This is a genomic window from Streptomyces sp. DF42 (assembly GCF_058267695.1).
In genome coordinates this window covers 499,386-524,704 of the sequence record NZ_CM177859.1, presented here as the reverse complement: position 1 = coordinate 524,704, position 25,319 = coordinate 499,386, and the positions used below count along the sequence as shown (strand labels likewise).

16 protein-coding genes and 2 pseudogenes are annotated in these 25,319 nt (G+C 71.5%); 11 read left to right on the top strand and 7 right to left on the bottom strand.

Annotation, left to right across the window (positions count from 1 at the left end):
* Positions 1 to 114 precede the first annotated feature (114 nt).
* From ACYUED_RS02485 to ACYUED_RS02455, 7 genes and pseudogenes are all read left to right on the top strand, one after another.
* Positions 115 to 1,074 carry a Zn-ribbon domain-containing OB-fold protein gene (locus ACYUED_RS02485; protein ID WP_491290678.1) on the top strand — a complete coding sequence of 320 codons (960 nt, stop codon included), beginning with the start codon at positions 115 to 117 and terminating at the stop codon, positions 1,072 to 1,074.
* Positions 1,074 to 2,120, top strand: coding sequence for a thiolase family protein (locus ACYUED_RS02480; RefSeq protein ID WP_491290677.1), 1,047 nt, complete (start codon positions 1,074 to 1,076; stop codon positions 2,118 to 2,120). The genes ACYUED_RS02485 and ACYUED_RS02480 overlap by 1 nt, the downstream gene beginning before the upstream one ends.
* Positions 2,117 to 3,283, top strand: coding sequence for a thiolase family protein (locus tag ACYUED_RS02475; protein WP_491290676.1), 1,167 nt, complete (start codon positions 2,117 to 2,119; stop codon positions 3,281 to 3,283). Before ACYUED_RS02480 ends, ACYUED_RS02475 begins: the two co-directional genes overlap by 4 nt.
* Before the next feature lie 93 nt (positions 3,284 to 3,376).
* The gene (locus ACYUED_RS02470) at positions 3,377 to 3,619 is read left to right on the top strand and encodes a DUF397 domain-containing protein (RefSeq protein WP_266531442.1); all 243 of its coding nucleotides are present in this window, start codon (positions 3,377 to 3,379) and stop codon (positions 3,617 to 3,619) included.
* 181 nt (positions 3,620 to 3,800) lie between these two features.
* Positions 3,801 to 4,279, top strand: a pseudogene (locus tag ACYUED_RS02465) (universal stress protein).
* A gap of 213 nt (positions 4,280 to 4,492) precedes the next feature.
* Positions 4,493 to 7,375, top strand: coding sequence for an ATP-binding protein (locus tag ACYUED_RS02460; RefSeq protein ID WP_491290675.1), 2,883 nt, complete (start codon positions 4,493 to 4,495; stop codon positions 7,373 to 7,375).
* A gap of 116 nt (positions 7,376 to 7,491) precedes the next feature.
* The gene (locus ACYUED_RS02455; protein WP_491290674.1) at positions 7,492 to 7,989 is read left to right on the top strand and encodes a hypothetical protein; all 498 of its coding nucleotides are present in this window, start codon (positions 7,492 to 7,494) and stop codon (positions 7,987 to 7,989) included.
* A gap of 6 nt (positions 7,990 to 7,995) precedes the next feature.
* On the opposite strand, the gene ACYUED_RS02450 is transcribed toward ACYUED_RS02455, so the two are convergent.
* Together ACYUED_RS02450 and ACYUED_RS02445 are read right to left on the bottom strand one after the other, a co-directional pair.
* Positions 7,996 to 9,966 carry an N-acetylmuramoyl-L-alanine amidase gene (locus ACYUED_RS02450; RefSeq protein WP_491290673.1) on the bottom strand — a complete coding sequence of 657 codons (1,971 nt, stop codon included), beginning with the start codon at positions 9,964 to 9,966 and terminating at the stop codon, positions 7,996 to 7,998.
* A 285-nt stretch (positions 9,967 to 10,251) separates the two neighbouring features.
* Complete coding sequence (locus tag ACYUED_RS02445) at positions 10,252 to 11,394, bottom strand: aminoglycoside phosphotransferase family protein (protein WP_491290672.1); 1,143 nt, start codon at positions 11,392 to 11,394, stop codon at positions 10,252 to 10,254.
* 235 nt (positions 11,395 to 11,629) lie between these two features.
* Between ACYUED_RS02445 and ACYUED_RS02440 the strand changes: the two genes are divergently transcribed.
* A complete protein-coding gene (locus ACYUED_RS02440; protein WP_491290671.1) occupies positions 11,630 to 13,120 on the top strand; it encodes a DNA-binding protein NsdB in 1,491 nt (496 codons plus the stop codon).
* Between the two features lie 56 nt (positions 13,121 to 13,176).
* On the opposite strand, the gene ACYUED_RS02435 is transcribed toward ACYUED_RS02440, so the two are convergent.
* Positions 13,177 to 14,601 carry a PP2C family protein-serine/threonine phosphatase gene (locus ACYUED_RS02435; RefSeq protein ID WP_491290670.1) on the bottom strand — a complete coding sequence of 475 codons (1,425 nt, stop codon included), beginning with the start codon at positions 14,599 to 14,601 and terminating at the stop codon, positions 13,177 to 13,179.
* Positions 14,602 to 15,043: 442 nt separating this feature from the next.
* Between ACYUED_RS02435 and ACYUED_RS02430 the strand changes: the two genes are divergently transcribed.
* Together ACYUED_RS02430 and ACYUED_RS02425 are read left to right on the top strand one after the other, a co-directional pair.
* On the top strand, positions 15,044 to 15,457 hold the full coding sequence (locus ACYUED_RS02430; RefSeq protein ID WP_491290669.1) for an SsgA family sporulation/cell division regulator: 414 nt from the start codon (positions 15,044 to 15,046) through the stop codon (positions 15,455 to 15,457).
* 294 nt (positions 15,458 to 15,751) lie between these two features.
* Positions 15,752 to 16,084 (top strand): annotated as a pseudogene (locus ACYUED_RS02425) (phospholipase domain-containing protein); the annotation flags it as partial.
* 126 nt (positions 16,085 to 16,210) lie between these two features.
* On the opposite strand, the gene ACYUED_RS02420 reads toward ACYUED_RS02425, so the two are convergent.
* Both ACYUED_RS02420 and ACYUED_RS02415 read right to left on the bottom strand, forming a co-directional pair.
* Positions 16,211 to 17,308 carry a baeRF3 domain-containing protein gene (locus ACYUED_RS02420; RefSeq protein WP_491290668.1) on the bottom strand — a complete coding sequence of 366 codons (1,098 nt, stop codon included), beginning with the start codon at positions 17,306 to 17,308 and terminating at the stop codon, positions 16,211 to 16,213.
* A 77-nt stretch (positions 17,309 to 17,385) separates the two neighbouring features.
* Positions 17,386 to 18,960: an alpha/beta hydrolase gene (locus tag ACYUED_RS02415; protein WP_491290667.1), complete on the bottom strand. Its 1,575-nt coding sequence runs from the start codon at positions 18,958 to 18,960 to the stop codon at positions 17,386 to 17,388.
* Between the two features lie 296 nt (positions 18,961 to 19,256).
* Here ACYUED_RS02415 and ACYUED_RS02410 point away from each other — a divergent pair, with 296 nt between their 5' ends.
* Positions 19,257 to 19,934: a chaplin gene (locus ACYUED_RS02410; RefSeq protein ID WP_491290666.1), complete on the top strand. Its 678-nt coding sequence runs from the start codon at positions 19,257 to 19,259 to the stop codon at positions 19,932 to 19,934.
* 94 nt (positions 19,935 to 20,028) lie between these two features.
* Here the strand turns inward: ACYUED_RS02410 and ACYUED_RS02405 are convergent, their stop codons facing one another.
* Together ACYUED_RS02405 and ACYUED_RS02400 are read right to left on the bottom strand one after the other, a co-directional pair.
* A complete protein-coding gene (locus tag ACYUED_RS02405) occupies positions 20,029 to 20,757 on the bottom strand; it encodes a class I SAM-dependent methyltransferase (protein WP_491290665.1) in 729 nt (242 codons plus the stop codon).
* 7 nt (positions 20,758 to 20,764) lie between these two features.
* Positions 20,765 to 25,060: an aminotransferase class I/II-fold pyridoxal phosphate-dependent enzyme gene (locus ACYUED_RS02400; RefSeq protein ID WP_491290664.1), complete on the bottom strand. Its 4,296-nt coding sequence runs from the start codon at positions 25,058 to 25,060 to the stop codon at positions 20,765 to 20,767.
* Positions 25,061 to 25,319 lie beyond the last annotated feature (259 nt).

Here is a 25,319-nt window from a genome sequence, read left to right as displayed (position 1 = left end):
ACACGCGGGCCGTGCGTGGCGGGTCGCGCCCCGCGACGGAGCCGCACATGCCACCGCCCCCGCGCCCCCTTGGACGCGATCCGCCGACCCTGCTCCGAAGGAGAGACGTTCCCGATGCCCGAAGTCCTCAAAGCCCCTCTCGCCGTCGAGTTCCCCTTCACCCGCTCCCTCGGTCCCGTCCAGAGCGCCTTCCTGACCGGACTGCGCGAGCGCGTCGTCCTCGGCGTACGGACCGGCGACGGCCAGATCCTCGTCCCGCCCGTCGAGTACGACCCCGTCACCGCCGAGGAGATACGCGACCTCGTCGAGGTCGCCCCCACCGGCACGGTCACCACCTGGGCCTGGAACCACGAACCCCGCCGCGGCCAACCCCTCGACACCCCCTTCGCCTGGGTCCTGGTCCGCCTCGACGGCGCCGACACCGCCCTCCTGCACGCCCTCGACGCCTCCGGCCCCGACGCCGTGCACTCCGGTATGCGCGTCCGCGTCCGCTGGGCCGAGGCGCGCAAGGGCGCCATCACCGACATCGCCTGTTTCGAGCCGGACGAAGGACAGCCGGCCGAACCCGCCCAACCGGCGGACCACACCGGCCAGTTCGCGGACCCCGTCACCGGCATCGTCGCCGCCGCCCGCCTCGACTACACCTACTCGCCGGGCCGCGCCCAGTCCGCCTACATCCACGCCCTGTCCGACCGGCGGACGGTCGGCGAACGCTGCCCCTCCTGCCGGAAGGTGTACGTCCCGCCGAGGGGCGCGTGCCCCACCTGCGGTGTCGCCACGGCGGAACGGGTCGAGGTGGGCCCGCGCGGCACGGTCACGACGTACTGCATCGTCAACATCAAGGCTGCGCATACGGCGAATCTCGGCATCGAAGTCCCGTACGTCTACGCCCACATCGCCCTCGACGGCGCCGGCCTCGCCCTGCACGGCCGTATCGGCGGCATCCCCTACGACCAGGTGCGCATGGGGCTGCGCGTCGAACCGGTGTGGACGGAAGGGGCCCGCTACCCCGACCACTACCGGCCCACCGGTGAGCCCGACGCGGACTACGACGTCTACAAGGAGCTGCTGTGATGCGTGACATTGCACTGGTCGCCTTCGCCCAGACCGACCACCGGCGCAGCAGCGAGGAACTCTCCGAGGTCGAGATGCTGATGCCGGTGCTGCACGAGGTCCTCGCGCAGACCGGTCTGCAGACCTCGGACATCGGCTTCACCTGCTCCGGCTCCAGCGACTACCTGGCCGGCCGCGCCTTCTCCTTCACCCTCGCCCTCGACGGCGTCGGCGCGTGGCCGCCGATCTCCGAGTCGCACGTCGAGATGGACGGCGCATGGGCCCTGTACGAGGCGTGGACCAAGCTCCTCACCGGGGAGGCGGACACCGCCCTCGTCTATGCGTACGGCAAGTCCTCACCCGGTTCCGTACGCGACGTCCTGACCCGCCAGCTCGACCCGTACTACGTGGCACCCCTGTGGCCCGACTCCGTCGCGCTGGCCGCACTGCAGGCGCAGGCCCTCATCGACGCGGGTGACACCGACGAGCCCGCGCTCGCCTCCGTCGCCGCCCGCAGCCGCGCGGACGCCACCGCCAACTCCCATGCCCAGCTGAGGGGTTCGGTGCCGCAAGGGGACTACCTCGTACGGCCCCTCCGTACCGGCGACTGCCCGCCCATCGGGGACGGAGCCGCGGCCGTGATCCTCGCGGCGGGGGAGCGGGCGCGGGAACTGGGGGCGCGGCCCGCCTGGATCCGTGGCATCGACCACCGGATCGAGGCCCATGGCCTGGGTATCCGCGACCTGACCGACTCGCCCTCCGCACGGCTGGCCGCAGAGAAGGCCGGCGCCTTCGAACGACCCGTCGACACCGCCGAGTTGCACGCACCCTTCAGCTCGCAGGAGGTCGTGCTGCGCAAGGCGCTGAGGCTCGGCGACGACGTACGGGTGAATCCGTCCGGCGGCGCGCTCGCCGCCAATCCGATCATGGCCGCCGGGCTCATCCGGATCGGAGAGGCCGCCGCCGCAATCCATCGCGGCGAGTCCGACCGGGCCCTCGCCCACGCCACCTCCGGCCCCTGTCTGCAACAGAACCTGGTCGCCGTACTCGAAGGGGATCCGCGATGAGCAAGGAACCCGTGGCCGTCGTAGGCATCGGCCAGACCAAGCACGTGGCGGCGCGGCGGGACGTGTCGATCGCGGGACTCGTCCGGGAGGCGGCCCGACGTGCCCTGGACGACGCCGAGTTGACCTGGGCCGACATCGACGCCGTCGTCATCGGCAAGGCGCCCGACTTCTTCGAGGGCGTGATGATGCCCGAGCTGTACCTCGCCGACGCGCTCGGCGCGGTGGGCAAGCCGATGCTGCGCGTGCACACCGCCGGTTCGGTCGGCGGCTCCACCGCGCTGGTCGCCGCGAACCTGGTCGCGGCCCGCGTGCACGGCACCGTCCTGACGCTCGCCTTCGAGAAGCAGTCCGAGTCGAACGCCATGTGGGGCCTGTCCCTGCCGATCCCGTTCCAGCAGCCCCTGCTCGCCGGGGCGGGCGGCTTCTTCGCCCCGCACGTGCGCGCGTACATGCGGCGCACCGGCGCGCCCGACACCGTCGGCTCGCTGGTGGCGTACAAGGACCGGCGAAACGCCCTGAAGAACCCCTACGCCCACCTCCATGAACATGACATCACCCTGGAGAAGGTCCAGGCCTCGCCCATGCTGTGGGACCCGATCCGCTACTCGGAGACCTGCCCGTCCTCCGACGGTGCCTGCGCGATGGTGCTGACCGACCGGGCGGGGGCCGCACGTGCGCCGCGGCCGCCCGCCTGGATGCTGGGCGGCGCCATGCGCAGCGAGCCGACCCTCTTCGCCGGCAAGGACTTCGTCTCGCCCCAGGCCGGCAAGGACTGCGCGGCCGACGTGTACCGGCAGGCCGGGATCGCCGACCCGCGCCGGGACATCGACGCGGTGGAGATGTACGTGCCGTTCTCCTGGTACGAGCCCATGTGGCTGGAGAATCTCGGCTTCGCCGAGGAGGGCGAGGGCTGGAAGCTCACCGAATCCGGGGTGACCGAGCTGGACGGTGACCTGCCCGTCAACATGTCGGGCGGTGTTCTGTCGACCAATCCCATCGGCGCCTCCGGCATGATCCGTTTCGCGGAGGCGGCGCTCCAGGCGCGCGGACAGGCCGGAGAACACCAGGTGGAGGGGGCCAGACGCGTCCTCGGGCACGCCTACGGGGGCGGATCGCAGTTCTTCTCGATGTGGCTCGTGGGCAGCGAACTCCCGGACTCGTAGAAGACTCCGTAAAGGTCCCCCTCACGTGGCCTGTCGGCATCAGAAACCGATCGCTAGGCTGGCCGCGGACGACGAGTCGGGAGGAGCACGGACGTGGCCGAGAGCACCATCCAGCAGCACCCGCTTGCGGGCTGGGACAAGCCGGAGCTGGACCTCAGCAACGCCGATTGGCACTCGAGCAGCCGTGGCATGGGGGATGTCCAGATCGCTTTTGTCGAGGGCTTCATCGCGATGCGCAACAGCGGTAGCCCGGAAAGCCCGTCCCTGATCTTCACGCCCGCGGAATGGGGCGCGTTCGTGTCGGGGGCGCGGGAAGGGGAGTTCGACCTGACGTGACCTGGGGCTCTGTGCCTGATCCGGTAGCCGGTGGTTGATGGCCGGCGGCTGAGCCGACCGGCCGATCCGGGGTGTTCCTTCCGCTTTTCCGGACACGCGGCCTTGAGCGCTCTCCCGGGGCGGTGTCCGAGCGACGCTGACCCCTGGAGGGGAAGGCCGTCTTCCGGAGGTGCGGAACCCCATGAGCAGCAGCCTGCCGGTCATCGCGGCCGTTGACGGGTCGGACGACAGTCCGCGTGCCCCGGACGGGGCCGTCGACGACGCCCGCAGACGCGGGGCGCCGCCGCTGCGGGTGGTCCACGTGCAGCAGTACGCCGCCTGGGCGCAGCCGGACGTCCTCGCGGCCGGTCCGACCACCCCGGACGACGATCCGGTGCTCGACCAGGTACGGGACACCTGCACGGGCGGGCCGGCCTGCCGGACGTGGAGTACCAGGCGCTGGTGGGCGCGCCGGGAGCCGTGCGGGCCGACGCGGGTGCGATGCCGGGCGACGCGGCCGGCCTGCTGGTCGCCGCCTCCAAGGACGCCGGGCTGGTTGTCGTGGGCCGTCGCCGCCGGCTGCCCGCACCCGCCCGCATGATGGGCTCGGTCGCCCAGGCCGTCCTGCTGCACGCGGCGGCCCCGGTGGCGGTGGTGCCGCCGACGCCGGGGGAGAAGTGAGGAGCGGCAGACAGCGGGCGCCGGTGACATCGGCGTCGGGCCGCGTCGCCGGGCGACACGAACGGCGCTGCGAGAGCGTCCTGAACAGGTACGGCCGGTAACGGGCCGAAACGGGTCGCGCGACCCTCGCGAGGCGTACGCTGAGGTGCCTGTAGGTCACGGTGCGCGCCCGCTCCCCGCGCGGGCGTACCAGCGTGGCAGGGGGTATACACCATGGGGCAGCGCATCGTGCGCAGCAGTAGGACCATCTTCGAACGCGAGAGCGAACTCGCCGCTGTGGACGAGGCGTTGGGCGAACTCACCGGCCTGCGCAGGGACGGCGCCGAACCCTCCGACCGCCCCCGCGGCGCCCTCCTCGCCGTCGCCGGGCGCGCCGGCATCGGCAAGACCACCCTCCTCGCCGAGGTGCGCCGGCGCGCCGCCGCCAGGGGCTGCACCGTACTGTCCGCCCGCGGCGGCGACCAGGAGCAGCGCGTCGCCTTCCACGTCGCCCGACAGTTGCTGCAGCCCCAGCTGGCCGGTACCGCGGAGACCGATCTGCGTGCCTCGCTGGGCAGTTGGTACGACATCGTGGGTCCCGCCCTCGGCCTGTGCGCGCCGACCGGCGGTGCCCCGCCCGACCAGCAGGGGCTGCGCGACGGCCTCGACTGGGTGCTCACCCATCTCGCCGTGCTGCGCGCCCCGATGGTCCTCGTGCTCGACGACGCCCACTGGGCCGATCCCGAATCCCTGGGCTGGCTCGCCGCGTTCGCACCCCGCGCCGAACAGCTCCCGCTGCTGGTCGTGGTGGCCTATCGGCCCGACGAACTCCCGGACCACGCCGAGTCGTTCAAGGGGCTGCCGGGGCGCGCGGGCGGACGCCCACTCGACCTGGAACCGCTCAGCGCCGTCGCCGTCGCACGCCTCGTGCGGGAAGCCGTCGGTGCGCACGCCGACGACGCGTTCTGCCGCGAGTGCTGGGCCGTCACCGCCGGCAACCCGTTCGAGACGGTCGAGCTCACCGCCAAGGTGCGCGACCGCGGTGTCACCCCGACCGAGTCCGGCGCCCATCTGCTGCGCGACCTCGCCGCGGCGGTGAAGGGCAGCGGGCTCGTCGTCCGCCTCGAACGACTCGGCACCTCGACCGTCCGCTTCGCCTGGGCCTGTGCCGTCCTCGGCACCGAGATCCAGCCGCTGCTCGCCGCCGCCGTCGCCGGACTCGGCCACGAGGAGGCCGCCGACGCCGCCGACGCCCTGCGCGGCGCCCGCATCCTCACCGGCGCCGAGACCCTGGAGTTCGTCCACCCGCTGATCGCCACCGCCGTCTACCGGGCCATCCCGCCCGGCATCCGCGTCGCTCTCCACGGCCAGGCCGCCTGGTGCGTGATCAATGAAGGACAGGGCGCCTCCGCCGCCGCCCGCCACCTCCTGGAGACCCACCCCGACGGTGACAACTGGGTCGTCCAGCGACTGCGCGCCGCGGCCGAGGAGACCCTCCGGGCCGGCGCCCCGGACGCCGCCCGCAGCTACCTCGCCCGCGCCCTGCGCGAACCCCCGCCCTTCGCGGACCGTGCCGCCGTCCTGTACGAACTGGGCTCGGCCTCCCTGCTCACCGAACCCGCCACCACCGTCAACCATCTGCGGGCCGCCCTGGAGGAGCCCATCGCCGAGGCCGACCTGCGCCACCACATCGTCTACCGGCTCTCCCAGGTCCTCGCCCACAGCGACCGTCTCGCCGAGGCCTCCGACACCCTCGCCCGCGAGATCCGCGTCACCGACGACGCCCGGGTCAAGCTGCGCATGCTCGCCGAACAGTTCATGTGGGACGCCTTCCGGGCCGACGAACCCGACCACCCCTCCCGTTCCCGCCGCCTCACCAAGCTCGCCGACCGGCTGAGCGGCCGTGACCTCACCGAGCGCTACGTGATCGGCCTGCGCACCTGGGACGCGGTCCTGCGCGGCGAACCCGCCCACGTCGCCCTCCACCACGCCGAACGCGCCCTGGCCGGCGGCCTCGGCTGGGCCGAGCCCGACCGCGGCTTCGAGGTGCCCGTCCTGGTCGCGCTGGCCTTCATGTACGCCGACCGCCCCGGCCGCACCGAGGAACTCTTCACGGCGGGCACCGCCGACTTCGAACGCCAGGGCTGGCGAGGCGCCCACCTCTCGTTCGCGTACACACTCCTCGGTTACGTCCGCTACCGCCGCGGCCGGCTCGCCGAGGCCGAGGACTTCGTCCGCGCCGGACTCAGGCTCGCCGAGCGGGTCGGCCCCGGCACTCCGGCCCACTGGTACGCGGTGGGCATCCTCATCGAGGTCCTCCTCGCTCGCGGCCGGGTCACGGAGGCCGCGCAGACCGGCGACCACTACTCCTTCTGCGCGCCCTTCCCGGCCGCCGTCGTCTTCCCCGACGCCCAGACCGTGCACGGCGAACTCCTGCTCGCCTGCGGTCGCACCAAGGAAGCGGCCGAGGAACTGGCCGCCGCCGGCCGCCGTCTGGACCCGCGCGGCATCCGGAACCCCGCCTGGTGCCCCTGGCAGCTCCACCTGGCCCGCGCCGAGGCCTGTGAAACCCCCGAACGCGCCGTCGCCACCGCCCTCGAAGCGGTCGCCCGCGCCCGCCAGTTCGGCACCCCGTCCGCCATCGGCCAGGCCCTGCGGACAGCCGCCGAGGTCTCCTCGGGCTCGGCCCGCATCAAGTACCTGGAGGAGGCCGTCACCCACTTGGAGCGCTCCCCGGCCGCCTACGAGCTGGCCTGCGCACTCGTCGCCCTGGGCACCGAACTGCGCCGCACCGGCCGCCCCGGGGACGCCGCCGAACTCCTGTACCGCGGCCTCGACGCGGCCGTCCAGTGCGGCGCCGACGGTCTCGTCGAAACGGCCCGTGACGAACTCGCCGCGGCCGGTCTGCGCCCGCGCCGCCTGCACAGCACCGAGACGGACACCCTGACCAGCCGCGAACGCTCCGCGGCGAACCTGGCCGCCGCTGGCCGCACCGAGGCGGAGATCGCGAAGGAGCTGCACACGGAGGAGCCGGCGGTCGTGCGCCTGCTCTCGGCGGTCTACCGCAAGATGGGCACGGAGATCACCGGGCTGACATCGGCACTGAAACCGACCTGAAGTCCGGCGCCCCAGGGTGCGGGGCCGACGATTCGCGACTCCGTCGCGTCGGCCCGATCGCCGTCCACCGGCCCGCACGCGCACAACGACCTGCGCGCCCCATTACCATTGGCGACATGTCGTTCCTCCGCCGCCGCAGCGCCACTCCCGCCGGGCCCGACTTCGACGTCCTGGCCATGGACCCGGGCGACTGGCCCGGCAATCTGGGCGCCGGCCTGCTGCCCGCCCCCGACGGCACCTGTCAGGGCGTCTTCCTGCGCTACGACCTCTTCGGTGGCCGAGGCCCCGCGATGGTCATCGGCAATCTGCCCGAGGGCTCCCCGGCCCGCGAGACGGGCGAGGGCGAGATCCCCTTCGAGGTGGCCCAGCTGCTGCTCGCGCTGGAGAACGAGGAGGAGGTGAGCGTCGTCGGCGTCGAGGACATGCCCGTCATGCAGGGCGACAACCTCCTGATCGTGCGCCGCCTCAAGCTGTCCGAGAGCCGGATCTCCTGCGTCCAGTTCGACCGCAGCGACAACGTCCTGGTGACCATCGCCGCCTGGGACCGACCCATCACGGACGACCTGTACGCCCTGCTGAAGCCACTCCCGGCGGAGCTTTTCCAGCAGGGCTGACAGCGGCTACGGGCGCGATGGCGCCACCGTCACGTCGGCCGCCCGTACGAACGCCACCCGGTGTCCGAACTGGATCTCGTAGTACAGGTCCTTTCCCACCACCACCCGGTGCGAGCCGGTGGCGAAGGTGACCGCGTAGTAGTACTCGCCGGGCACCCTGTCACCGACCACGTACCGCTGCCCCGCGGGCAGGGAGTACGACAGCGGGGACACCGCCTGCGCGGGCACTCCCGCCGGGTAGGCCGAGGCCTCGGGGTAGGCACGCCCGTACACCGGGACGCTGTCCAGGCCCGGCTTGGGGGTGACCACGAAGCCGGACGCGTTCACCGCGGCCGGGTTCTTCCTCGGGTTCTTGAACCACGCCTTCTGGCCGAGGTACCAGATCGCCGTCCAGTCCCGGTAGTGGCCCGCCACCGCGTACTGCTGGCCGGTGGACACCCGCGAGCCGACATCATTGACGTCGATCGTCGAGGCGGCGTTTCCATGCAGACCGACGTCCTTGATCAGGGCGGAGTCCTCGTCGTGGTCGGAGTACAGCCGCACCTCGCTGGAGCCGTGCGCCGCGCAGGGCTGGTCCCTGGTGACGCAGCCCGTGTACACGGGCTGGTTGGCCGCGAAGCCCGGGAGGATCGTCACCAGTCCGCCGGCCTTGCCCGCGGTGCGCTCGAAGGGCCGGCCCAGCAGTGCGAAGTAGTGCCGCCAGTCCCAGTACGGGCCGGGGTCGGTGTGCATTCCGGAGATGGACGACGTGGTCGGACCCGGCACGTTGTCGTGGCCGAGGATGTGCTGCCGGTCCAGCGGAATGCGGTACTTCGCGGCCAGGTATCCGACCAGCCGCGCCGACGAGCGGTACATGGCCTCCGTGTACCAGGCGTCGGGCGCGGCAAGGAAGCCCTCGTGCTCCAGGCCGATCGACTTGGCGTTGATGTACCAGTTGCCCGCGTGCCAGGCCACGTCCTTGGCCTTCACATGCTGGGCGATGAACCCGTCCGTGGAGCGCAGCGTGTAGTCCCACGACACATAGGTGGGGTCCTGGACCAGCTTCAGTACGCTGTCCCAGGCACCCTCCGTGTCATGGATGACGATGTACTTGATGCTCTGCGATGCCGGGCGGTCGCCCAGGTCGTGGTTGCCGTAGTCGTTGTCGCCGAACTCCTCGTACGGGGCCGGGATCCACTCGCAGGACACGGACCTCGGGCACTCGGTGCCCTCGTCCGAGACCGTGCGCAGGCCGGTCCTCCCGATCTGCGCGGTGTCGGGGGCAAGGTCCGGGCGGGCCGCCAGGGCGACCAGTTGCCCGCTGTCCGTGGTGCGCTCCTCGCCGGTGCGGATCACGTCGTACACGTCGTTGGCGTACGCGGCCGCCGTCGCGGTGTCGTCCGCGCCCGAGAAACGCGCCACCGCGCCGTACCAGTCCGCCGGATCTGCGCTGAGCGGCTCGCCCAGATCCCTCTGTGCGGCGGCCAGCAGCGCGGCACCGCCCGCCACGTTGGCGGCAGGGTCCGAACGCAGCTGCCCGGCGCTCAGCCCGGTCAGGTCGGCCGCCTTCGGCAAGGTCCTGAGCCGGGCGGGGAGTTCGGAGTTCTCCGGCACCCTGGGGTCCGGGTGCAGGGCGGCGCGGGCGCTGTCGCCGCGGGCATCCTCCCTGCCCTCGCTGTGGTGCGAGGCGGTGGCGAGCGCGGTGCGGGCGTCGGTGAGGTGCATCGGGCCGTACCCGCCGCTCACGCTCGGCGCGCCCTTGTGCGTGTCCCAGCGGGACTGCAGATAGGAGACGCCCAGCAGCACGCTCTGCGGTACGCGGTACTTGGCGGAAGCCGAGGCGAACGCCCCTTGGAGCCCGTCCGCGGAGGACTGGGCGCCGGAAGGCGCCGCGCCCAGCAGCGGCAGCATCAGCGCTGCCGTGGCAAGGGCGCCGGCGGTTGCGCGGGCGCGTCTGTGGCCGGGTGTGGACGTGGGGTCGGTGACGGATCCTCGCAATGCAGCCTCCTGGGACGTACGAGCGTGGCGGGGCGTGCAGGGCCGAGCGGTGGGTCTGTGTTACCGGCTGGCCGACGATCCGTCAATCATGCCCAGAGGCGGGGGATTTCCCATGTCAACACGAGGATGGAGGAGTTTCGTGGCGGCGCCCTGCGGGTCTGCGGGGCGTCACTGGCGTACACCAATGGCCCGCCGCGAAGGTAATTTCCGGGCGGGCCGTGTGGACCCGGACATACGAAGGTCCGCGGAGCGCCGCTGTCCAGGGCGCCGCGGACCTTCGTCCCCTCAGCGAGTGCCGACCGCCGCGCGCACGGCCCGTCGGGCCAGCTGGCAGTCGTCGTGCAGCCGCCTCAGCAGCAGCCGCTGTTCCTCGCCGGACGGCGCAGCACCCGGGTGGGCCGCTCCCGGTGCCGCCGGGGTCGAGTCGTGCATCGAACGCTGCACGGCCGTTTCGTAGGTACGGATCTCACGGGTCAGTACGAGCATCAGGTTCACCAGGAACGCGTCTCGCGAGGCGGGGCCCGCCGTCTGCGCGATCTGGCTGATCTGACGGCGGGCCACCGGAGCGTCCCCGAGGACCGACCACAGCGTCGCCAGGTCGTACCCCGGCAGGTACCAGCCCGCGTGCTCCCAGTCCACCAGCACTGGACCGGCCGGTGAGAGCAGGATGTTCGACAGCAGGGCGTCGCCGTGGCAGAACTGGCCCATGCCGTGCCGGCCCGAGGCGTGCGCGATGCCGTGCAGCAGCTTCTGCAGGTCGCCCATGTCGCGGTCGGTGAGCAGGCCGAGCTCGTGGTAGCGGGAAATACGGGCCGCGTAGTCGAGCGGGGCGTCGAAGGTGCCGGCCGGGGGCCGCCACGCGTTCAGCCGGCAGATGGCGCCGAGCGCCGCCCTGACGTCCGCGCGCGGTGGGGCCTCGGCCGGGTGCCGCTGCAGGGCAGCCACCCTTCCTGGCATCCGCTCGATGACCAGTGTGCAGTTGTCCGGGTCCGCCGCGATCAGCCGGGGCACCCGCACGGGCGGGCGATGCCGGACGAACGAGCGGTACGCCGCTATTTCGTGGCGGATCCGCTCGGCCCACGCGGGGGAGTGGTCCAGTAAGCACTTGGCGACGGCCGTGCTGCGTCCGGTCGTACCGACCAGGAGCACGGATCGTCCGCTGCGGCGCAGCACCTGGACCGGAGCGAACTCCGGGCAGATCCGGTGCACCGACGCGATCGCCGTACGCAACTGGGCGCCCTGAGGGCCTGACAAGTCGAGTCTCCCGCTGAGCGGTTGGGTGCCGAGCCCCGGCAGGCGCCGGGCCCTGCCCGCGCCGAGCGCGGGAGCCGCCGGACGGGGCGCGGGGTCGAGATAGGGACCGCTGCCCGCCGGGCGAGGCTGCAGCGGCCGGGGCGGGGCGGACACGGAGGACGATGCTGTGTACATGGGCGAAACAGATCCCTTCGTGTGCCTGCGACGTCAATGCGCTGCCCGGCCCGGCACCTCAGGTGCACCCTGGGGAGTGTTTCCCTCGGCAACCGGGTCGGGGTGGCGCTTTCCTACCCGACACCCGATGCCCAGTGGCACACCATCTGGCGCACCCTGGCGAACCCTGGCGAATAGTCGCCCGGCAACTTGCACCGGGCTACTGTCAACTCAGCCGAGAACCTGGGGGCTTGACGTGAGCGGACAACCCAACACCCGCCTGGCGGACCTGTTCGGCCTGGCCGGCTGGTCCAAGGGCGAACTCGCGAGGCTGGTCAACCGGCAGGCGGCGGCCATGGGCCACCCCCAGCTGTCGACCGACACCTCCCGGGTTCGGCGTTGGATCGACACGGGAGAGATCCCGCGCGATCCGGTGCCGAGGGTGCTGGCGGCGCTGTTCACCGAGCGTCTCGGCCGTGTCGTGACCATCGAGGACCTCGGTCTGGTCCGGCACGGGCGTGTGGGGAAACGGCAGGACGCCGGGAGCGTGGAACATCCCGACGGCGTGCCGTGGGCGCCCGAGCGGACTGCGGCGGTCCTCACCGAATTCACGGGAATGGACCTCATGCTCAACCGACGCGGTGTGGTGGGTGCGGGTGTCGCGCTCACCGCAGGATCCGCACTCAGCAGCGCCATGTACGACTGGCTGCACACCGATCCGACTCTCTCCGCCGACGCCCCCGACTACGACAATCCCCTGCATGCCGACCCCGCTGGGTTCGACCGCTACGAGGCCGCCCCCATCGGGTCGCAGGAGATCGAGGAACTGGAACGCTCGGTCGAGGTGTTCCGGGCCTGGGACGCCGCCCGCGGCGGCGGGCTGCAGCGCAAGGCAGTCGTGGGCCAGCTCAACGAGGTGGGCGGCATGCTCGCCTACCGCCACCCCGACCATCTCCAGCGTCGACTGTGGGGCGTCGCCGCCAACCTCGCCGTCCTCGCGGGCTGGATGTCGCACGACGTCGGCCTGGAGCCCACGGCCCAGAAGTACTTCGTCATCGCCGCACACGCGGCCCGTGAGGGCGGCGACCGGCCCCGTGCCGGGGAGGCGCTCTCCCGAGCGGCTCGCCAGATGGTGCACCTGGGCCGGCCCGACGACGCACTCGACCTGATGAAGCTCGCCCAGTCCGGTTCCGGCGAAGAGGTGCTGCCGCGCACCCGGGCGATGCTCTACACCATCGAGGCCTGGGCTCAGGCCTCCATGGGCAAGGGCCAGGCGATGCGCCGCACCCTCGGCCGGGCGGAGGACCTCTTCGTCTCCGACAAGGGCGACGTGCCGCCGCCGAGCTGGATGCAGATGTTCAAGGAGGAGGACCTGTACGGCATGCAGGCCCTGGCCTACCGCACACTGGCCGAGCACGAGCCCGGAGCCGCCGCGCACGCCCAGCACTACGCGGAGAAGGCCCTGGCGCTCAGGGTCGACGACCGGCAGCGGTCGAAGATCTTCGACTTCCTGTCCATGGCCTCCGCCTGCTTCATCGCCGACGACCCGGAGCAAGCCGACCGGTACGCACGGCTGGCCCTGATGTCGATGGGAACCAACTCCTCCCACCGCACCTGGGACAGGCTGCGCCAGATGTACCGGCTCACCGCCGAGTACTCCAGCTACCCGAAGATCCACGAGCTGCGGGAGGAGATCAAACTGTCGTTGCCGAGGACGGCGAAGAGCGGCAACAGCGCACGGGCGTAGGGGGTCCGTGCAACTGCCGCCGATTCATCTCACCGCGGGTTCACATCACCGCTGGTTCACATCACCTTGGCGACGAGTACGCACGCGTCGTCCTCACGTTCGGCCTCGCCGAACTCCTCCATGACCATCCGTACGCAGTCCTGCGCGGTCCGTGCCTCGCCGAAGCGGGGGGCCAGGTCGAGGAGCCGGTCCGCGGTCTCCGTGCCGTTGCGCCCGGGCACCAGCCCGTCGGTGTGCAGCAGGAGCAGGTCGCCTGTCTCGAGGGTCTCTTCGACCTGCTCGTAGGAGGCACCCGAGGTCGCGCCGAGCAGGACGCCGTCCGGTGCGTGCAGCCTGCGCCCCGTCCCGTTGCGGAACAGTAGCGGGGCGGGGTGTCCGGCTTGTGCCCAGGTCAGTGTGCGGGTGGCGGGGCGGTACCGGCAGCAGACGGCGCTGCCGAGGGCAGGTTGCACGGTGGCGTCGAGTAACTGGTTGAGCCAGGACATCAGTTGGCCGGGTTCGGTGCCGGCCATCGCCATGCCGCGTACGGCGCCCAGCAGCGTCGCCATGCCCGAGGTGACGGCGACGCCGTGTCCGGTGAGGTCGCCGACGCTGAGCAGCGTCTGACCGTCGGGCAGTTCCAGCGCGTCGTACCAGTCGCCGCCGATCAGTGCGCTCGTCGACGACGGCAGATAGCGGGCCGCCAGATCCAGTGTCTCGGGGCCGTGGTGCGGGAGCCGCAGGGAGCCACGCCACGGCGGCAGCACGGCCTCCTGCAGCTCTACCGCGAGCCGGTGCTCGGTCTGCGCGCGGTGCTGGTGGCTCTGCAGCGAGTCACGGGTCTCGCTCACCACCTTCTGGCTGCGGCGCAGTTCACTGACGTCACGCAGCACGGCCCACATCGAGGCGGTGCTGCCGTCGGTGTCGAGCACGGGCTCGCCCATCATGTGCACCGCGCGCACCTCGCCGTCCGGGCGCACGACGCGGAACTCACCGTCGATGGGCTTGGCGTCGACCAGGCAGTCCGTGACCATCGCCGTCAGCTTCGCGCGGTCCTCGTCCAGTACCAGGGACGGCAGTTCGTCGAGGGTGAGCGGGGGAGCGGCGGGGTCGCGGCCCAGGATCTGGTAGAGCTCGCCGGACCAACTCGCCTCGTCCGTCAGCAGGTTCCACTCGGCGCTGCCGACCCGGCTGAGCAGTGAGCCGCGCCGGGGAGCGTGCGGCACGGCACGGGCAGGTGCCGGCTCCGCGATCGGGGGCACGGGGGCCGGGCCGTCCCGCAGCTGCCCCAAGTGGGCGGTGAGGTCGGTGAGTTGGTGCAGGGCAAGATCGCACAGCGCGCGCTGCCACCGCTCCTGGGGGTCCGAACCGTCACTGTCCGCGTCCCGTCGTACGGCGTCCACCTCGCCCTTGAGCCGGCGAGTCTGCGATATCAACGCGTCGACCGAGCCGCGTCCTGGCGGCTGGGCGGCTGGGTGATCCGCAGAGAGATGGGACGACATGACGCACTCCGATGCGGGACGGTACGACCGGGGCTGACGGCTTGGGGACCGTTACGACTGTGGCACAGCCCGCGACGCCCTGTAAGGGATTCGGCAACACCCGATACGGTGGTGCTTCTGGCATATGCCACAGTCTTCACGGAGCGACCGTGCAGTGCGGATGGCGTATACCGCTGACGGACCAAGTCGTAGGCAGGATACGCGATTTGATGTCCCGGCGAGGACTCCCGGTGGGCGTTCAATCGCACGTTCGACGGCTGCTTGTTCTATGGCGGCTCAGTGATCCCGCCCCGCCTCTTGCGCGGCAGGGAAGGCTCTGGCCGCCAAGTGACGCAGGTCACACAAACCCGCAAGCGCTTCCACGTAATGCGAACGGCACCTGCGTGCTCGTACAAGCACACCGGATAATCCGGCCGACCTCCTACCGCAGGGGAGACCGACCATGGACATCACCCTCCGACAACCCGCCCACGGCTGTCTGGTCACAGGCGATGAGCAGGAGCTCCCCGTTCCCGCCACGTTGCGCTATGCCGCCACGGACCCGCTGGCCGTGTACCTCGACTTCCCGCCCGAGGTCTCCCTCGACGGCACGGGGGTCACCTGGACCTTCGGCCGTTCCCTGCTGGAGGAGGGGCTGCGTGGCCCCGCCGGCGGGGGTGACGTGCACATCTGGCCGTGCGGCCGCGCCCGTACCGTCGTGGAGTTCCACTCGCCCTACGGCCTGGCCCTGCTGCAGTTCGACACCGAGGCCCTGCGCCGGTTCCTGCTGCGCACGTACGCCGTGGTCGCCGCCGGGCAGGAGGACATCGGGGCGGCCGTGGACGAGGGCCTGAACTCGCTGTTCGGCAGCGTCTGACGACCCCCGGGCCGCTGTGGAGAACGGTTTTGACTGCTGTTCATCTCGGGCTCACCGCACCGGTACGGCCTCTGACGGGCACTCCGGGCAACGTTGCCGCGGTGCGCCGCCCGGACACTCCAGCGCTGACGAGGACGGGGCGAATGACACCGATCACCCGAAGGGGCTTCGTGAGTTTCGGCGCGACCGTCGCGGCGGGCATGGCGACGGGCGTCGGAACGGGCACGGCGCCCGCACTTCTCCCTCCACCCGGGCGCCTACCGGGACACCACACCGTGGCAGTACACGGTCGATCCGGGCGGCACGGCCACCGAGTCCTTCAACATCGGTGCCGGGTACGGCGACGGCAGGTACGACCTCACGAGGGCCGGCCCCAACCGCTTCCTGCGGCGCTTTCGGGGCGACGCGACGAAGGCCGGCAAGTCGGCCGAGGTGAGCACCCGTTACGCCGTCGAAGCGGCCAAGGGAAAGCTCGCGATCCACTTCAGGATGGTCAACTCCGGTTCCGTACCGGTGCAGTTCACCATCACCGCCGGCCACTACCGCGGCGACGGCCCGTGGACGTACACCGTCGCCGCGGGGGGATCGGCCCAGGACCCCTTCAACGCGGTGGCGGACCAGGACGGCTGGTACGACTTCACGCTCACCGTCGACTCCGACGCTTCCTGGTCGCGCCGGTTCACCGGCACCTGGAGACGGGTGCGCCGAGCGTCAGCGGCTGACGCTCGGCGCGGTACTCGTGCCGGGCGAGGTTCAGTAGCGCAGGATCCCCGCGATCCCGTGGGCGTCGACCAACATGCCGTCCGGTACGAACCGGACGTCCGCGCCCGTCTCCAGGCACTGCTCGACGATCTCGTCCACGATGTCCTCGCGGGAGTCGAGGTCACCGCCGGCAGCCGGCACGAGATGGTCGCCGAGGACATCGCGCACCGTCATGCGGTAGTTCTCCTCGACGGCCAGCAGCCGTACCCGGCCCTCGCGGGCGCTCTGCCAGACCTCGTCGACACCGGCCGCGAACGCCTTGCGGCCACGGGCCGTCTCGAGTTCCCGGGCCACGGCGTCGCTGCTTCTGCGGGCCTCGGCGGCGACCATCGGCCGTACCGCCTGCCACACGGCGTCGGGAGTGCCGTGCGCGAGACCGCCGTGGGGCAGGTGCACCGCCTCCTTGGTGACGCTGCCGACCTCGTCCAGCACGGACAGCGCCGCCTGTTCACCGGTGACGTAGAGGGGCCGCCGCTGCTCGCGCAGGACCATCCCCATCGTGGCGTCGGCCTCCCGCAGGAAGTGCCGGGTGCCCTCGTCGCGGTAGGTGCTCGGGAAGTCGCCGATCCGCTCCTGCCGCTCGGCGTCGAAGTTCTCGGGGTGCCGGGTCAGGGGGAACCCGCCGGTCCGGTCCTCGACGACGCGATCCGTGCCGCCGCTCCACAGGGTGGCCTGGTCGGAGGAGACCGACAGCACCCAGAACGGCCGCTCGGCGGCGTGCGCGGAGACGAGGTTGCGGGTCAGGAAGGTGTCGGAGAGCACCACGCGCTCCGGCACGGTACGGGCGAGCGACCACACCTGGTGCTCACCCGGTGCGGCGAAGATCACCAGACCGTCCTCGGCATGCGCCAGATCCACCTCCCTGAGGGCCTGGTCGAGCTGATGAACCACGTCGTGGCGCCGTTCCCGGGTGACCGAGGGATCGGACTCCAGCTGCTTCTTGGCCTCGGCCACCACATTGCGCAGCCGGACCGGATCCTGGGCGTTTTCGGGCTCCCGGCGATGTGTCGGCGTCAGCACGGACACGGCCGGATAGGCGCGCGGGCGCCGGAGCTCGGACAGGGTTGAAGGACTCAGGTCGTGCTCCATAACTAGCACCATAGGACCCTTTCGCCGATCGGGCATCAGGGGCAGTCGAGCCAGGCATACGGGACATCGCAGAGGCCTCAGTCCTCCTCCTCGGGCCCGCACGAACTGCCGGTCGGCGGCAGGCTGCCGTACAGCAGGAAGCTGTCGACCTTGAGGTGTACGCACTTGGACGACGCGTAACCGGTGTGTCCCTCGCCCTTGTTGTCGAGCACCACGGCCGAGGAGCCGAGCCGCTGCGCCGTCTCCACGGTCCAGCGGTACGGCGTCGCCGGGTCGCCGCGGGTGCCGACGAGGAGCATCTTCGGAGTGTGGACGTCGTGCACGTCCTTGCGGATGAAGTCGGTGCCCTTGGGGCGGCCGTAGCACATCAGCAACTCGGTGAGGCGGTAGCGGCCGAAGACGGGGGACGCCTGCTCGTACTCGGCGCGCAGCCGGCCGAGGTCCTTGCGGATCGTGTCCGCGGCGGGCCGATCGGGGTCGTCCGCGCAGTTGATCGCCATCAGCGCCGCCGGAAGGTTGTCGAGCGGCACGTCGTTGGCGTCGACCAGCCCGCCACCGGTGCGTCCGCGTACGGGGAACACGGCGCCGCCGCTCACGAAGCCCATCACTCCGCGTGTGTCACCGTCCTCGACCAGCTGGCCGAGCGCCCGCTCCAGTGACGGCCACAGCTCCTTGCTGTAGAGCGCCTGGCCGATGGCGCCCACGAGGTCCTGCCCGGAGAACTCCTGACCGAAGTCCGTCGGCACCGGGTCCTCGTCGAGGGAGTCGACGAGGTGGACGAGCTGCTCCCGGCCATCACGCGGATCCTGTCCGAACGGGCAGGCGACGTCCTTGGCGCACCACGTGATGAAGTCCTCCAGCGCCGTCTGCTGCCCTTGGGCGCCCGCAACTCCCTGTTCGGACATCGGTTCGGTCAGCGTGTCCACCCCGTCGAGCACCAGCCGGCCGACCTTCTTGGGGAACTGGGCCGCGTAGACCGCGCCGAGCCGCGTTCCGTAGGAGAAACCGAGGTAGTTGAGCTTCTTGTCGCCCAGTGCCTCGCGCATCACGTCCATGTCGCGCGCGGAGTTCACCGTGCCGATGTGGGGGAGTACCGGACCCGAGTGCTTCGCGCACTGGGCGGCCGCCGTCCGCAACGCGTCGAGCATGGCCCGCGGATCGTCGGCCACCGCGCTCCCGTCGGTCGCCGCCGAGGCCTCGGCGGCGCCGTCTCCGCAGCTGACGGGCGAGGACCTGCCGACCCCGCGCGGGTCGAACGTCACCACGTCGTAGCCGTTCGTCAGGCCCATGAAGTCGTCGCCGCCCGCGGCGAGTTCAGGGACACCCGCGCCACCGGGACCGCCGAAGTTCAGCAGCACCGAGCCGCGCTTGCTGCCCGTCGCCCGGTAGCGGGCCAGCGCCAGGTCGAGCGTGCCGGCCTTCGGCTCGGTGTAGTCGAGAGGGACCGTGAGCTTGCCGCACTGAAGGTCCTTGGGCATGTCGTCGCCCTGGCACGCGGACCAGACGATCTTCTGCCGGTAGAACCGCGTCAAATCGGGGCCGGAGCCGTCCGAGGCCGCGGCGGGCAGACCCGCGGCCACCAGGGCCAGACCCACGGCTCCGCTGACGGCGCAGCGTCGGACAGCGGGCCGCGTTGACAACTTGGCCAGCATCGATGCCTCCAGGGGCGCCCGCCGGGGACCGGGAGAACGGCGCCTCGATCACGATAAGCGGGCGCTGCGGGGCCCGCCTCCGGGCCAGCGGGACCTCACGGAGTGCCCTACCCTGCGCACCCTCCGTGCGCATACGGCAGTTTTGCTGCTAGTTCGATAACCGTGCCGCTCGATGGGGTGAAAGACCGATAAGCCATAACCCGGATGGTTCGCCCGCGTTTTAACCCGTGCGGGCCGGTGCCCGCTTCTCCGGCGCGGGTACGTGCCCGCGACCATGTCTGGAAGGCAGGGAACCTATGAGAAGGGTTACCCGAAACGGTGTGATCGCCGTCGCCGCGGCTTCGGGCGCGATGGCTCTGGCGGGTCCGGTGAGCGTCGCTTTCGCGGCCGACGGAGGCTCTGCCGCGAACGGTGCCGGCGCCGATTCGCCCGGCGTGGTCTCGGGCAACACCGTCCAGCTGCCGGTGCACGTCCCGGTGAACGTGTGCGGGAACACGGTGAACGTGGTCGGGCTCCTCAACCCCGCCGTGGGCAACAGCTGCGTCAACAGGAGCACGGGAGGCAAGCACGCGGCGCGCGGAGCCACCTCCGGCGGCAGCGCGGCGCACGGCAGCGGAAAGGATTCGCCGGGGGTGGTCTCGGGCAACACCGTCCAGCTCCCGGTGCACGTCCCGGTGAACGTCAGCGGGAACACGGCGAACGTGGTCGGCGTCGGCAACGCGGCCGTCGGCAACGAGTCCGGGAACGTCTCCGGCCACGCACACCACTGCGCCAAGCCGGCGCCGAAGCCGTCCGCCCCGGCCAACGCGCATCCGCAGCCGGTGACCGCCCAGCGCGCCACGCCACGGCAGGGCCCGCCCTCCCTCGCCCACACCGGCGCCGACCAGACACTGCCCGCCGCGGCGGCGAGCGTCGCGCTGGTCCTGGGCGGAGCCGCCGTCCACCGGAGCGTCCGGCGACGGGCGACACGCTGACCGCACACACGCACCGCAGCGGAGAAGGGCCCTGCCGGGCGGGGGACCGGCAGGGCCTTCGGTGACTCCGGTGGGGCCACGTCCTCCAGGTCGGCTAACGGGCCACCGCGGTCATCAGCACCATCCCGGAGTCCCCGTACTCCGGCAGCGTCGGATCGCTGTCGATGCGAGTGACGGACAGGTCGCGGGTCATCGGGGTGAACACCCTGGTGACGATCTCCGGGTTCACCGGGCAGCCCGGCCAACGGGACGCGGGCCCGATGCGGTAGGTGGGCATGTTCTCCATGAAGGCGGCCACCAGGTACCCGCCGGGGACCACGCAGCGGACGAAGGCGCGGCAGAAGTCCGTGAACTCCGCGTAGTCCTCGGTGGCGCCCTCGGCGACGAAGTGCATGGACGCCAGCTCGTATCCGGCGGGCTCCAGCTCCCTGACGTCTGCGTGGACGACGTTGACGTGTGCCAGCGCCCCGGCCAGCGTGGGCGGCAGGTCGGGGTTCAGGCGCCGGGACAGCGCGTGGAACGGCAGCCAGCTGGCGTCGGGTCCGCAGAGGATCTGGTCCTCGAGGTAGGCGATGTTGCCCGCCCCCGCCTCGACGGCCTCGATACGGCGGCTCGCGGCGGCCGCGAGGATCAGGGGATACAGGTTGGGGCCCGCCCCGAACTCCACCGAGCGGCCGACGGAACCCGGCACGAACCGCCGGTAGAACGCCGAGTGGTGGCTGATGACCGCGGCGTCGGACCGGTGCAGGTCGCGATAGTTCTCCGCGAGGTAGTCCGCGACCGGCCAGGTGTCCCAGTCGACATCGTCGTTGTGGGTCGCCATGGCGGGCTCAGCCCTTCGCCTTCAGCGGGAAACGCGCGGACAGCCGGGTCAGGGTGCCGTTCAGCCGGTCGATGTCGGCGTCCGAGTTCAGAGCGGTGATCTGGACCCGGAAACCGACCCGGTCGCGCGGCACGAGCGGATAGGCGGCCAGCGTCACATAGATGCCCTCCTCCCACAGGAACGCGGCGACCGCGTCGAGATCGTCCGCGTTCGCCAGCGGTATCTCGATGATCGGCAGCCGGTCCGCGTTGAGCGTGCCGACGTCCAGCCCGTCGAGGTGGTCCAGCACCCGGACCGTCCTGCGGTACAGATCGGCACGCAGCACGTCCCCGCGCCGGTCGTTGACATCGAGCCCGGCGAGTGCCGTGGCTAGGGAGGCCGTGGGGGAGGGGCCCGAGTACAGGTAGGGCCCGGCGGCCGTCTTCAGCCGGTTCTTCAGCTCGGTGGGCAGGGCCAGGAAGGCGAGCAGCGACGAGTACGCCTTCGAGAAACCGGAGACCAGGACGATCCCGTCGTAGGACTCGCCGGTGTGCCGCACCACGCCGTTGCCGCGCGAACCGTACGGACAGGGCTCCAGCGGTCCGCGCTCCCCGATCACGCCGAACCCGTGTGCGTCGTCGACGTAGAGCGTCGCGCCCCCCGCGCGGCACACCGAGGCCAGCGCGGGCAGGTCGGGAACGTTGCCGCTCATGCTGTTGACCCCGTCCAGACACACCAGCCGCGGCAGACCCGCGGGCACCGAGGCCAGCAGGGTCTCCAGCTCGTCGGGGCGCTCGGCGTGGAAGCGGTGCAGGGTGGCCCCCTGGCCGCGGGCCACGACACAGCCGTCGTACACCGTGCGATGCGCGGTCGCCTCCACGAACACATGGCCGCCCTCGGCCAGAACGGGGATCACCGACGAGTGGATCAGCGTCAGGGTGGGCAGCAGCAGCGTGTCCGGGGCGCCCAGCAGCGCCGCGAGCCGTGCCTCGATCTCCGGGTACAGGCGTGGGCTGCCCAGCAGCCGCGACCAGCTGGGGTGCGTGCCCCACCGTCGTACGGCGGGGTCCACGGCCCCGATGACGTCCGCGTCCCAGTCGAAGCCGAGGTAGTTGCAGGACGCGAAGTCGATCAGCCAGTGACCGTGGCTGCGGATGTGCCGGCCGCGCACCTCGTCCAGCACCGCGTCGGTCATCGGGCTGGTCCGCCGCAGATGTTCGAGGTCCGTCCACAGCGCCGCGCGGCGCTGTGGGGACGAGGGCCGCGCCGTCGGCACGACCGCCGCCTTCGGGTGGCCGTTCGCGCGCGGGTAGCACCGCCCGACTCGCTCCCGCAGCACCCGCTCGCTCTGCTCCAGCGTCATCGGCCTGTCGAACAGGTACCCCTGGCCGAACCGGCACCCCATGCCGGCCAGCAGATCACGCTGCGCCGCCTCCTCGATCCCCTCGGCGATCACCTGCATGCCCAGGGTGTCGGCGATCCGCACGATGCCCTCGACCAGCGCGACCTGCTGCGCGTCGCGTGTGATGTCGTCGATGAACGTCTTGTCGATCTTCAGTGTGTCGATGGGGAAGTCCCGCAGATAACGCAGCGAGGAGAAGCCGGTCCCGAAGTCGTCGACCGCGATGTGCACGCCCAGCTCCTTCAGCGAGCGCAGCACCGACTGGATCTGGGTGTCGCGGCGCAGCAGCACCGTCTCGGTGAGCTCCAACTGCAGCGAACCGGGTGCCAGGCCCGGCGTGCGCAGCGCCTGGTCGACCTGCTCCAGGAATCCGGCGTCGCGGAACTGGCGGGCGGACACGTTCACGCTGACGTACGGCGGACTGACCGGGCCGGGCAGCCGCTGCAGGCCGACGATGTCACTGACCGCGTTCTCCAGGACCCACGCCCCGAGCGGCGCAATGTGCCCGGTCTCCTCGGCCAGCGTGATGAACTGCTCCGGTGTGATGGGTCGGTGCGGTGCCCTCGGCCAGCGGACCAGCGCCTCGAAGCCGACGACCTCGCCCGCACCGATGTCCACGACCGGCTGGTAGCGCAGGGCGAACTCCTTGCCGGCGACCGCCTCGGCGAGCCGGCTCTGCAGGTCGTGGCGCTCGACCATGCGGGTGTGCAGCAGCGGCTGGAAGCGGCGCCACTGACGTTTGCCGGCCGACTTCGCCGCGTACAGCGCGAGATCGGCGTGACCGAGCAGCTCCTGCGCGTCCGTGCTGTCGCGGGCTGTGGCCACGCCCACGCTGGCGGACACGGTCACCGACTCGTCGGCGAGGTCGAACGGCCTGGTCAGCGTCTGGATCACCTGGGCCGCCAGGAGTTCCGCGTCCAGCGGTTCCCGGGCGTCCTCCATCAGGACGGCGAACTCGTCGCCGCCGAGCCGGGCCGCGGTGTCGGTGCGCCGCAGGGTCTTGGAGAGACGGTCGCCGACGGCGATCAGGAGGTGGTCACCGGCCGAGTGACCGAGGGTGTCGTTGATCAGCTTGAAGTCGTCGAGGTCGATGAAGAGCAGACAGGTCATGGAGGACTCGCGGCGGCCGCGCAGCAGGGCGCGTTCGATCCGTTCCAGCAGCAGGGTGCGGTTGGGCAGGCCGGTCAGCGAGTCGTGGAAGGCCCGCTCGGTCAGCTCCTGCGCCAGCCGGCGCTGTTCGGTCACGTCGCGCAGGGTGACGACCAGTCCGGCCACGGTCCGCTCGTCCCGGAAGTCGCTGCACCGCACCTCCACCTCGACGCGGCCCGCGCGGTGCCGCACCCACCAGTGGTCGTGGGTGGCCCGCGGGCCGTTGTCCCGCACGGCCGTCAGTTCCCGCGTGGCGCGTTGCCGGTCGCGGGGGTCGACCAGGTCGGGCAGTGACTCACCGACCACCTCCGCGGTACCGAAGACGGTCGCCGCCGAGGGACTGGCGTACCGGATGGTGTTGTCGTCCTCGACGATGAGGATGACGTCCGAGGTGTTGCGCACCAGCGTGCGGAAGTACGCCTCGCTCTCCCGGCTGATGATCTCCTGGCGCAGGGCGATACGCTCCATGGCCAGCCCCGCGTGCGAGGCCAGGATCTCGACGGAACCCCGTGTCTCGGTGAGCGGTCCGGCCGGCCCGGTGACCAGGAGAACGCCCGGAACATCGCCGTACGGGCGCTCAGGCGGGATCATCAGGCACACCAGGACGGTCGCCGCGTCGTCCAGCTCGGCGACGCCGCCGGGACCGAGGTCGCGGGCGTGCACGATCCGCGCGTGGTGCGGCGCCAGGTCCGCCGCCCGCTCGGCGGGCAGCAGCAGGGTCCGATGGCCGACCTCGGTGCCCAGCAGCCGGTCGACGGCGGCCTCGCAGGACTGCGCGACCTCCAGCGGCCGGACCGCCGAGACCAGCGAGGCGGCCGCCTCGCGCAGCGCCAACTCCCGCGCCACCGCACTCCGATGGGCCACCACCATCCCGGCCAACCGCCAGATCACCAGCAGGAACAGCAGGGCCGAGAACGCGGCGATGACGGCCGCGTCGTGCGCCGAGCGCGTCAGCGCCTCGTACAGCAGGATCCCCGGCGCGATGAGCGTCGTCACGGCCAGCATCAGCAGTCGGCGCGGCGGCGGCAGCAGCGACCCGCGCTGGGGCGCGGCAGCGGTCAGCTCCACCATGTCCGGGTGCAGCGCGGCCTGGCCCCAGGCCGTGTAGAAGATGATCCACCCGGCATCCAGCCCCGTGCCGGCCTGCCAGGAGTTGTTGAGCTGCAGGATCCCGTATGCGATATCGAAGCCGAGGAGCGTCACCGTGCCGACGACCAGGAACTGCACGGACCGGTTGGGCCCCTCGACGGGATTCGGTGACAGCAGCCGCGCCAGCAGGGCCAGGACCAGTACGTCGCCGAGCGGGTAGGCGATGCTGATGGCCCGCTGCTGCCAGGTCAGCCCCTGCACCTGTGTGAGCGGCTGCACCAGATACACCCACACGGGCAGCGCCAGACCTGCCGTGATGATCAGCGCGTCCAGCATGCTCGGCAGGTCGTGGCCCGCCCACCGGTAGCGGACCAGGCCGGACAGCCCGATGGCGAAGAGAGGGTACGTGGTCAGGTACGAGGCGTCCGAGGGGGAGGGGAAGGGGTTGGAGGCCTGGAAGTACTGCTCCACGATGTTGTAGTACGTGTCGCCCGCGATGAAGGTGAGCAGGGCGGCGGCCAGGACCCACCAGGGCCAGCGGTGGGCAGGTCGGTTGACATGGCTGCCGATCACCACGGCGGCCGTGCCGGCGAGGCCGATGACGGCCCAGACGGGGGCGCGGGCGGCGGGCAACGCCATGTAGAGGGACGTGGCGACGGCGACCAGCGCAAGGTGAGCTGCCATCAGCCGATGTGCCGACAACAAGGGCAAGCGCCTCCCCCCTTGGAGGAGACCGGGCCGTCCACCTGGTCTGGTTCCCCATAGATCGTAGGCACCGCGGCCCGGGCCTGCATCTCGGGAACAGCAGCCCCGGGATGCTCAGGCGCCCCAGCCGTGAAAGCGCCGGTGCAGGGCCCGCACTTCCTGGGCCGGCTCGGGCACCGGGCCTTCCACCATCAGGTCCGGCGCGGCCTCGTTCACAGGCAGCGCCCGCACCGGTGCC

Coding starts and splice junctions, on each gene's coding strand:
- ACYUED_RS02485 (WP_491290678.1), top strand. CDS start 115: ATGCCCGAAGTCCTCAAAGCCCCTCTCGCCGTCGAGTTCCCCTTCACC.
- ACYUED_RS02480 (WP_491290677.1), top strand. CDS start 1,074: ATGCGTGACATTGCACTGGTCGCCTTCGCCCAGACCGACCACCGGCGC.
- ACYUED_RS02475 (WP_491290676.1), top strand. CDS start 2,117: ATGAGCAAGGAACCCGTGGCCGTCGTAGGCATCGGCCAGACCAAGCAC.
- ACYUED_RS02460 (WP_491290675.1), top strand. CDS start 4,493: ATGGGGCAGCGCATCGTGCGCAGCAGTAGGACCATCTTCGAACGCGAG.
- ACYUED_RS02455 (WP_491290674.1), top strand. CDS start 7,492: ATGTCGTTCCTCCGCCGCCGCAGCGCCACTCCCGCCGGGCCCGACTTC.
- ACYUED_RS02445 (WP_491290672.1), bottom strand. CDS start 11,394: ATGTACACAGCATCGTCCTCCGTGTCCGCCCCGCCCCGGCCGCTGCAG.
- ACYUED_RS02435 (WP_491290670.1), bottom strand. CDS start 14,601: ATGTCGTCCCATCTCTCTGCGGATCACCCAGCCGCCCAGCCGCCAGGA.
- ACYUED_RS02430 (WP_491290669.1), top strand. CDS start 15,044: ATGGACATCACCCTCCGACAACCCGCCCACGGCTGTCTGGTCACAGGC.
- ACYUED_RS02420 (WP_491290668.1), bottom strand. CDS start 17,308: ATGGAGCACGACCTGAGTCCTTCAACCCTGTCCGAGCTCCGGCGCCCG.
- ACYUED_RS02415 (WP_491290667.1), bottom strand. CDS start 18,960: ATGCTGGCCAAGTTGTCAACGCGGCCCGCTGTCCGACGCTGCGCCGTC.
- ACYUED_RS02410 (WP_491290666.1), top strand. CDS start 19,257: ATGAGAAGGGTTACCCGAAACGGTGTGATCGCCGTCGCCGCGGCTTCG.
- ACYUED_RS02405 (WP_491290665.1), bottom strand. CDS start 20,757: ATGGCGACCCACAACGACGATGTCGACTGGGACACCTGGCCGGTCGCG.
- ACYUED_RS02400 (WP_491290664.1), bottom strand. CDS start 25,060: ATGGCAGCTCACCTTGCGCTGGTCGCCGTCGCCACGTCCCTCTACATG.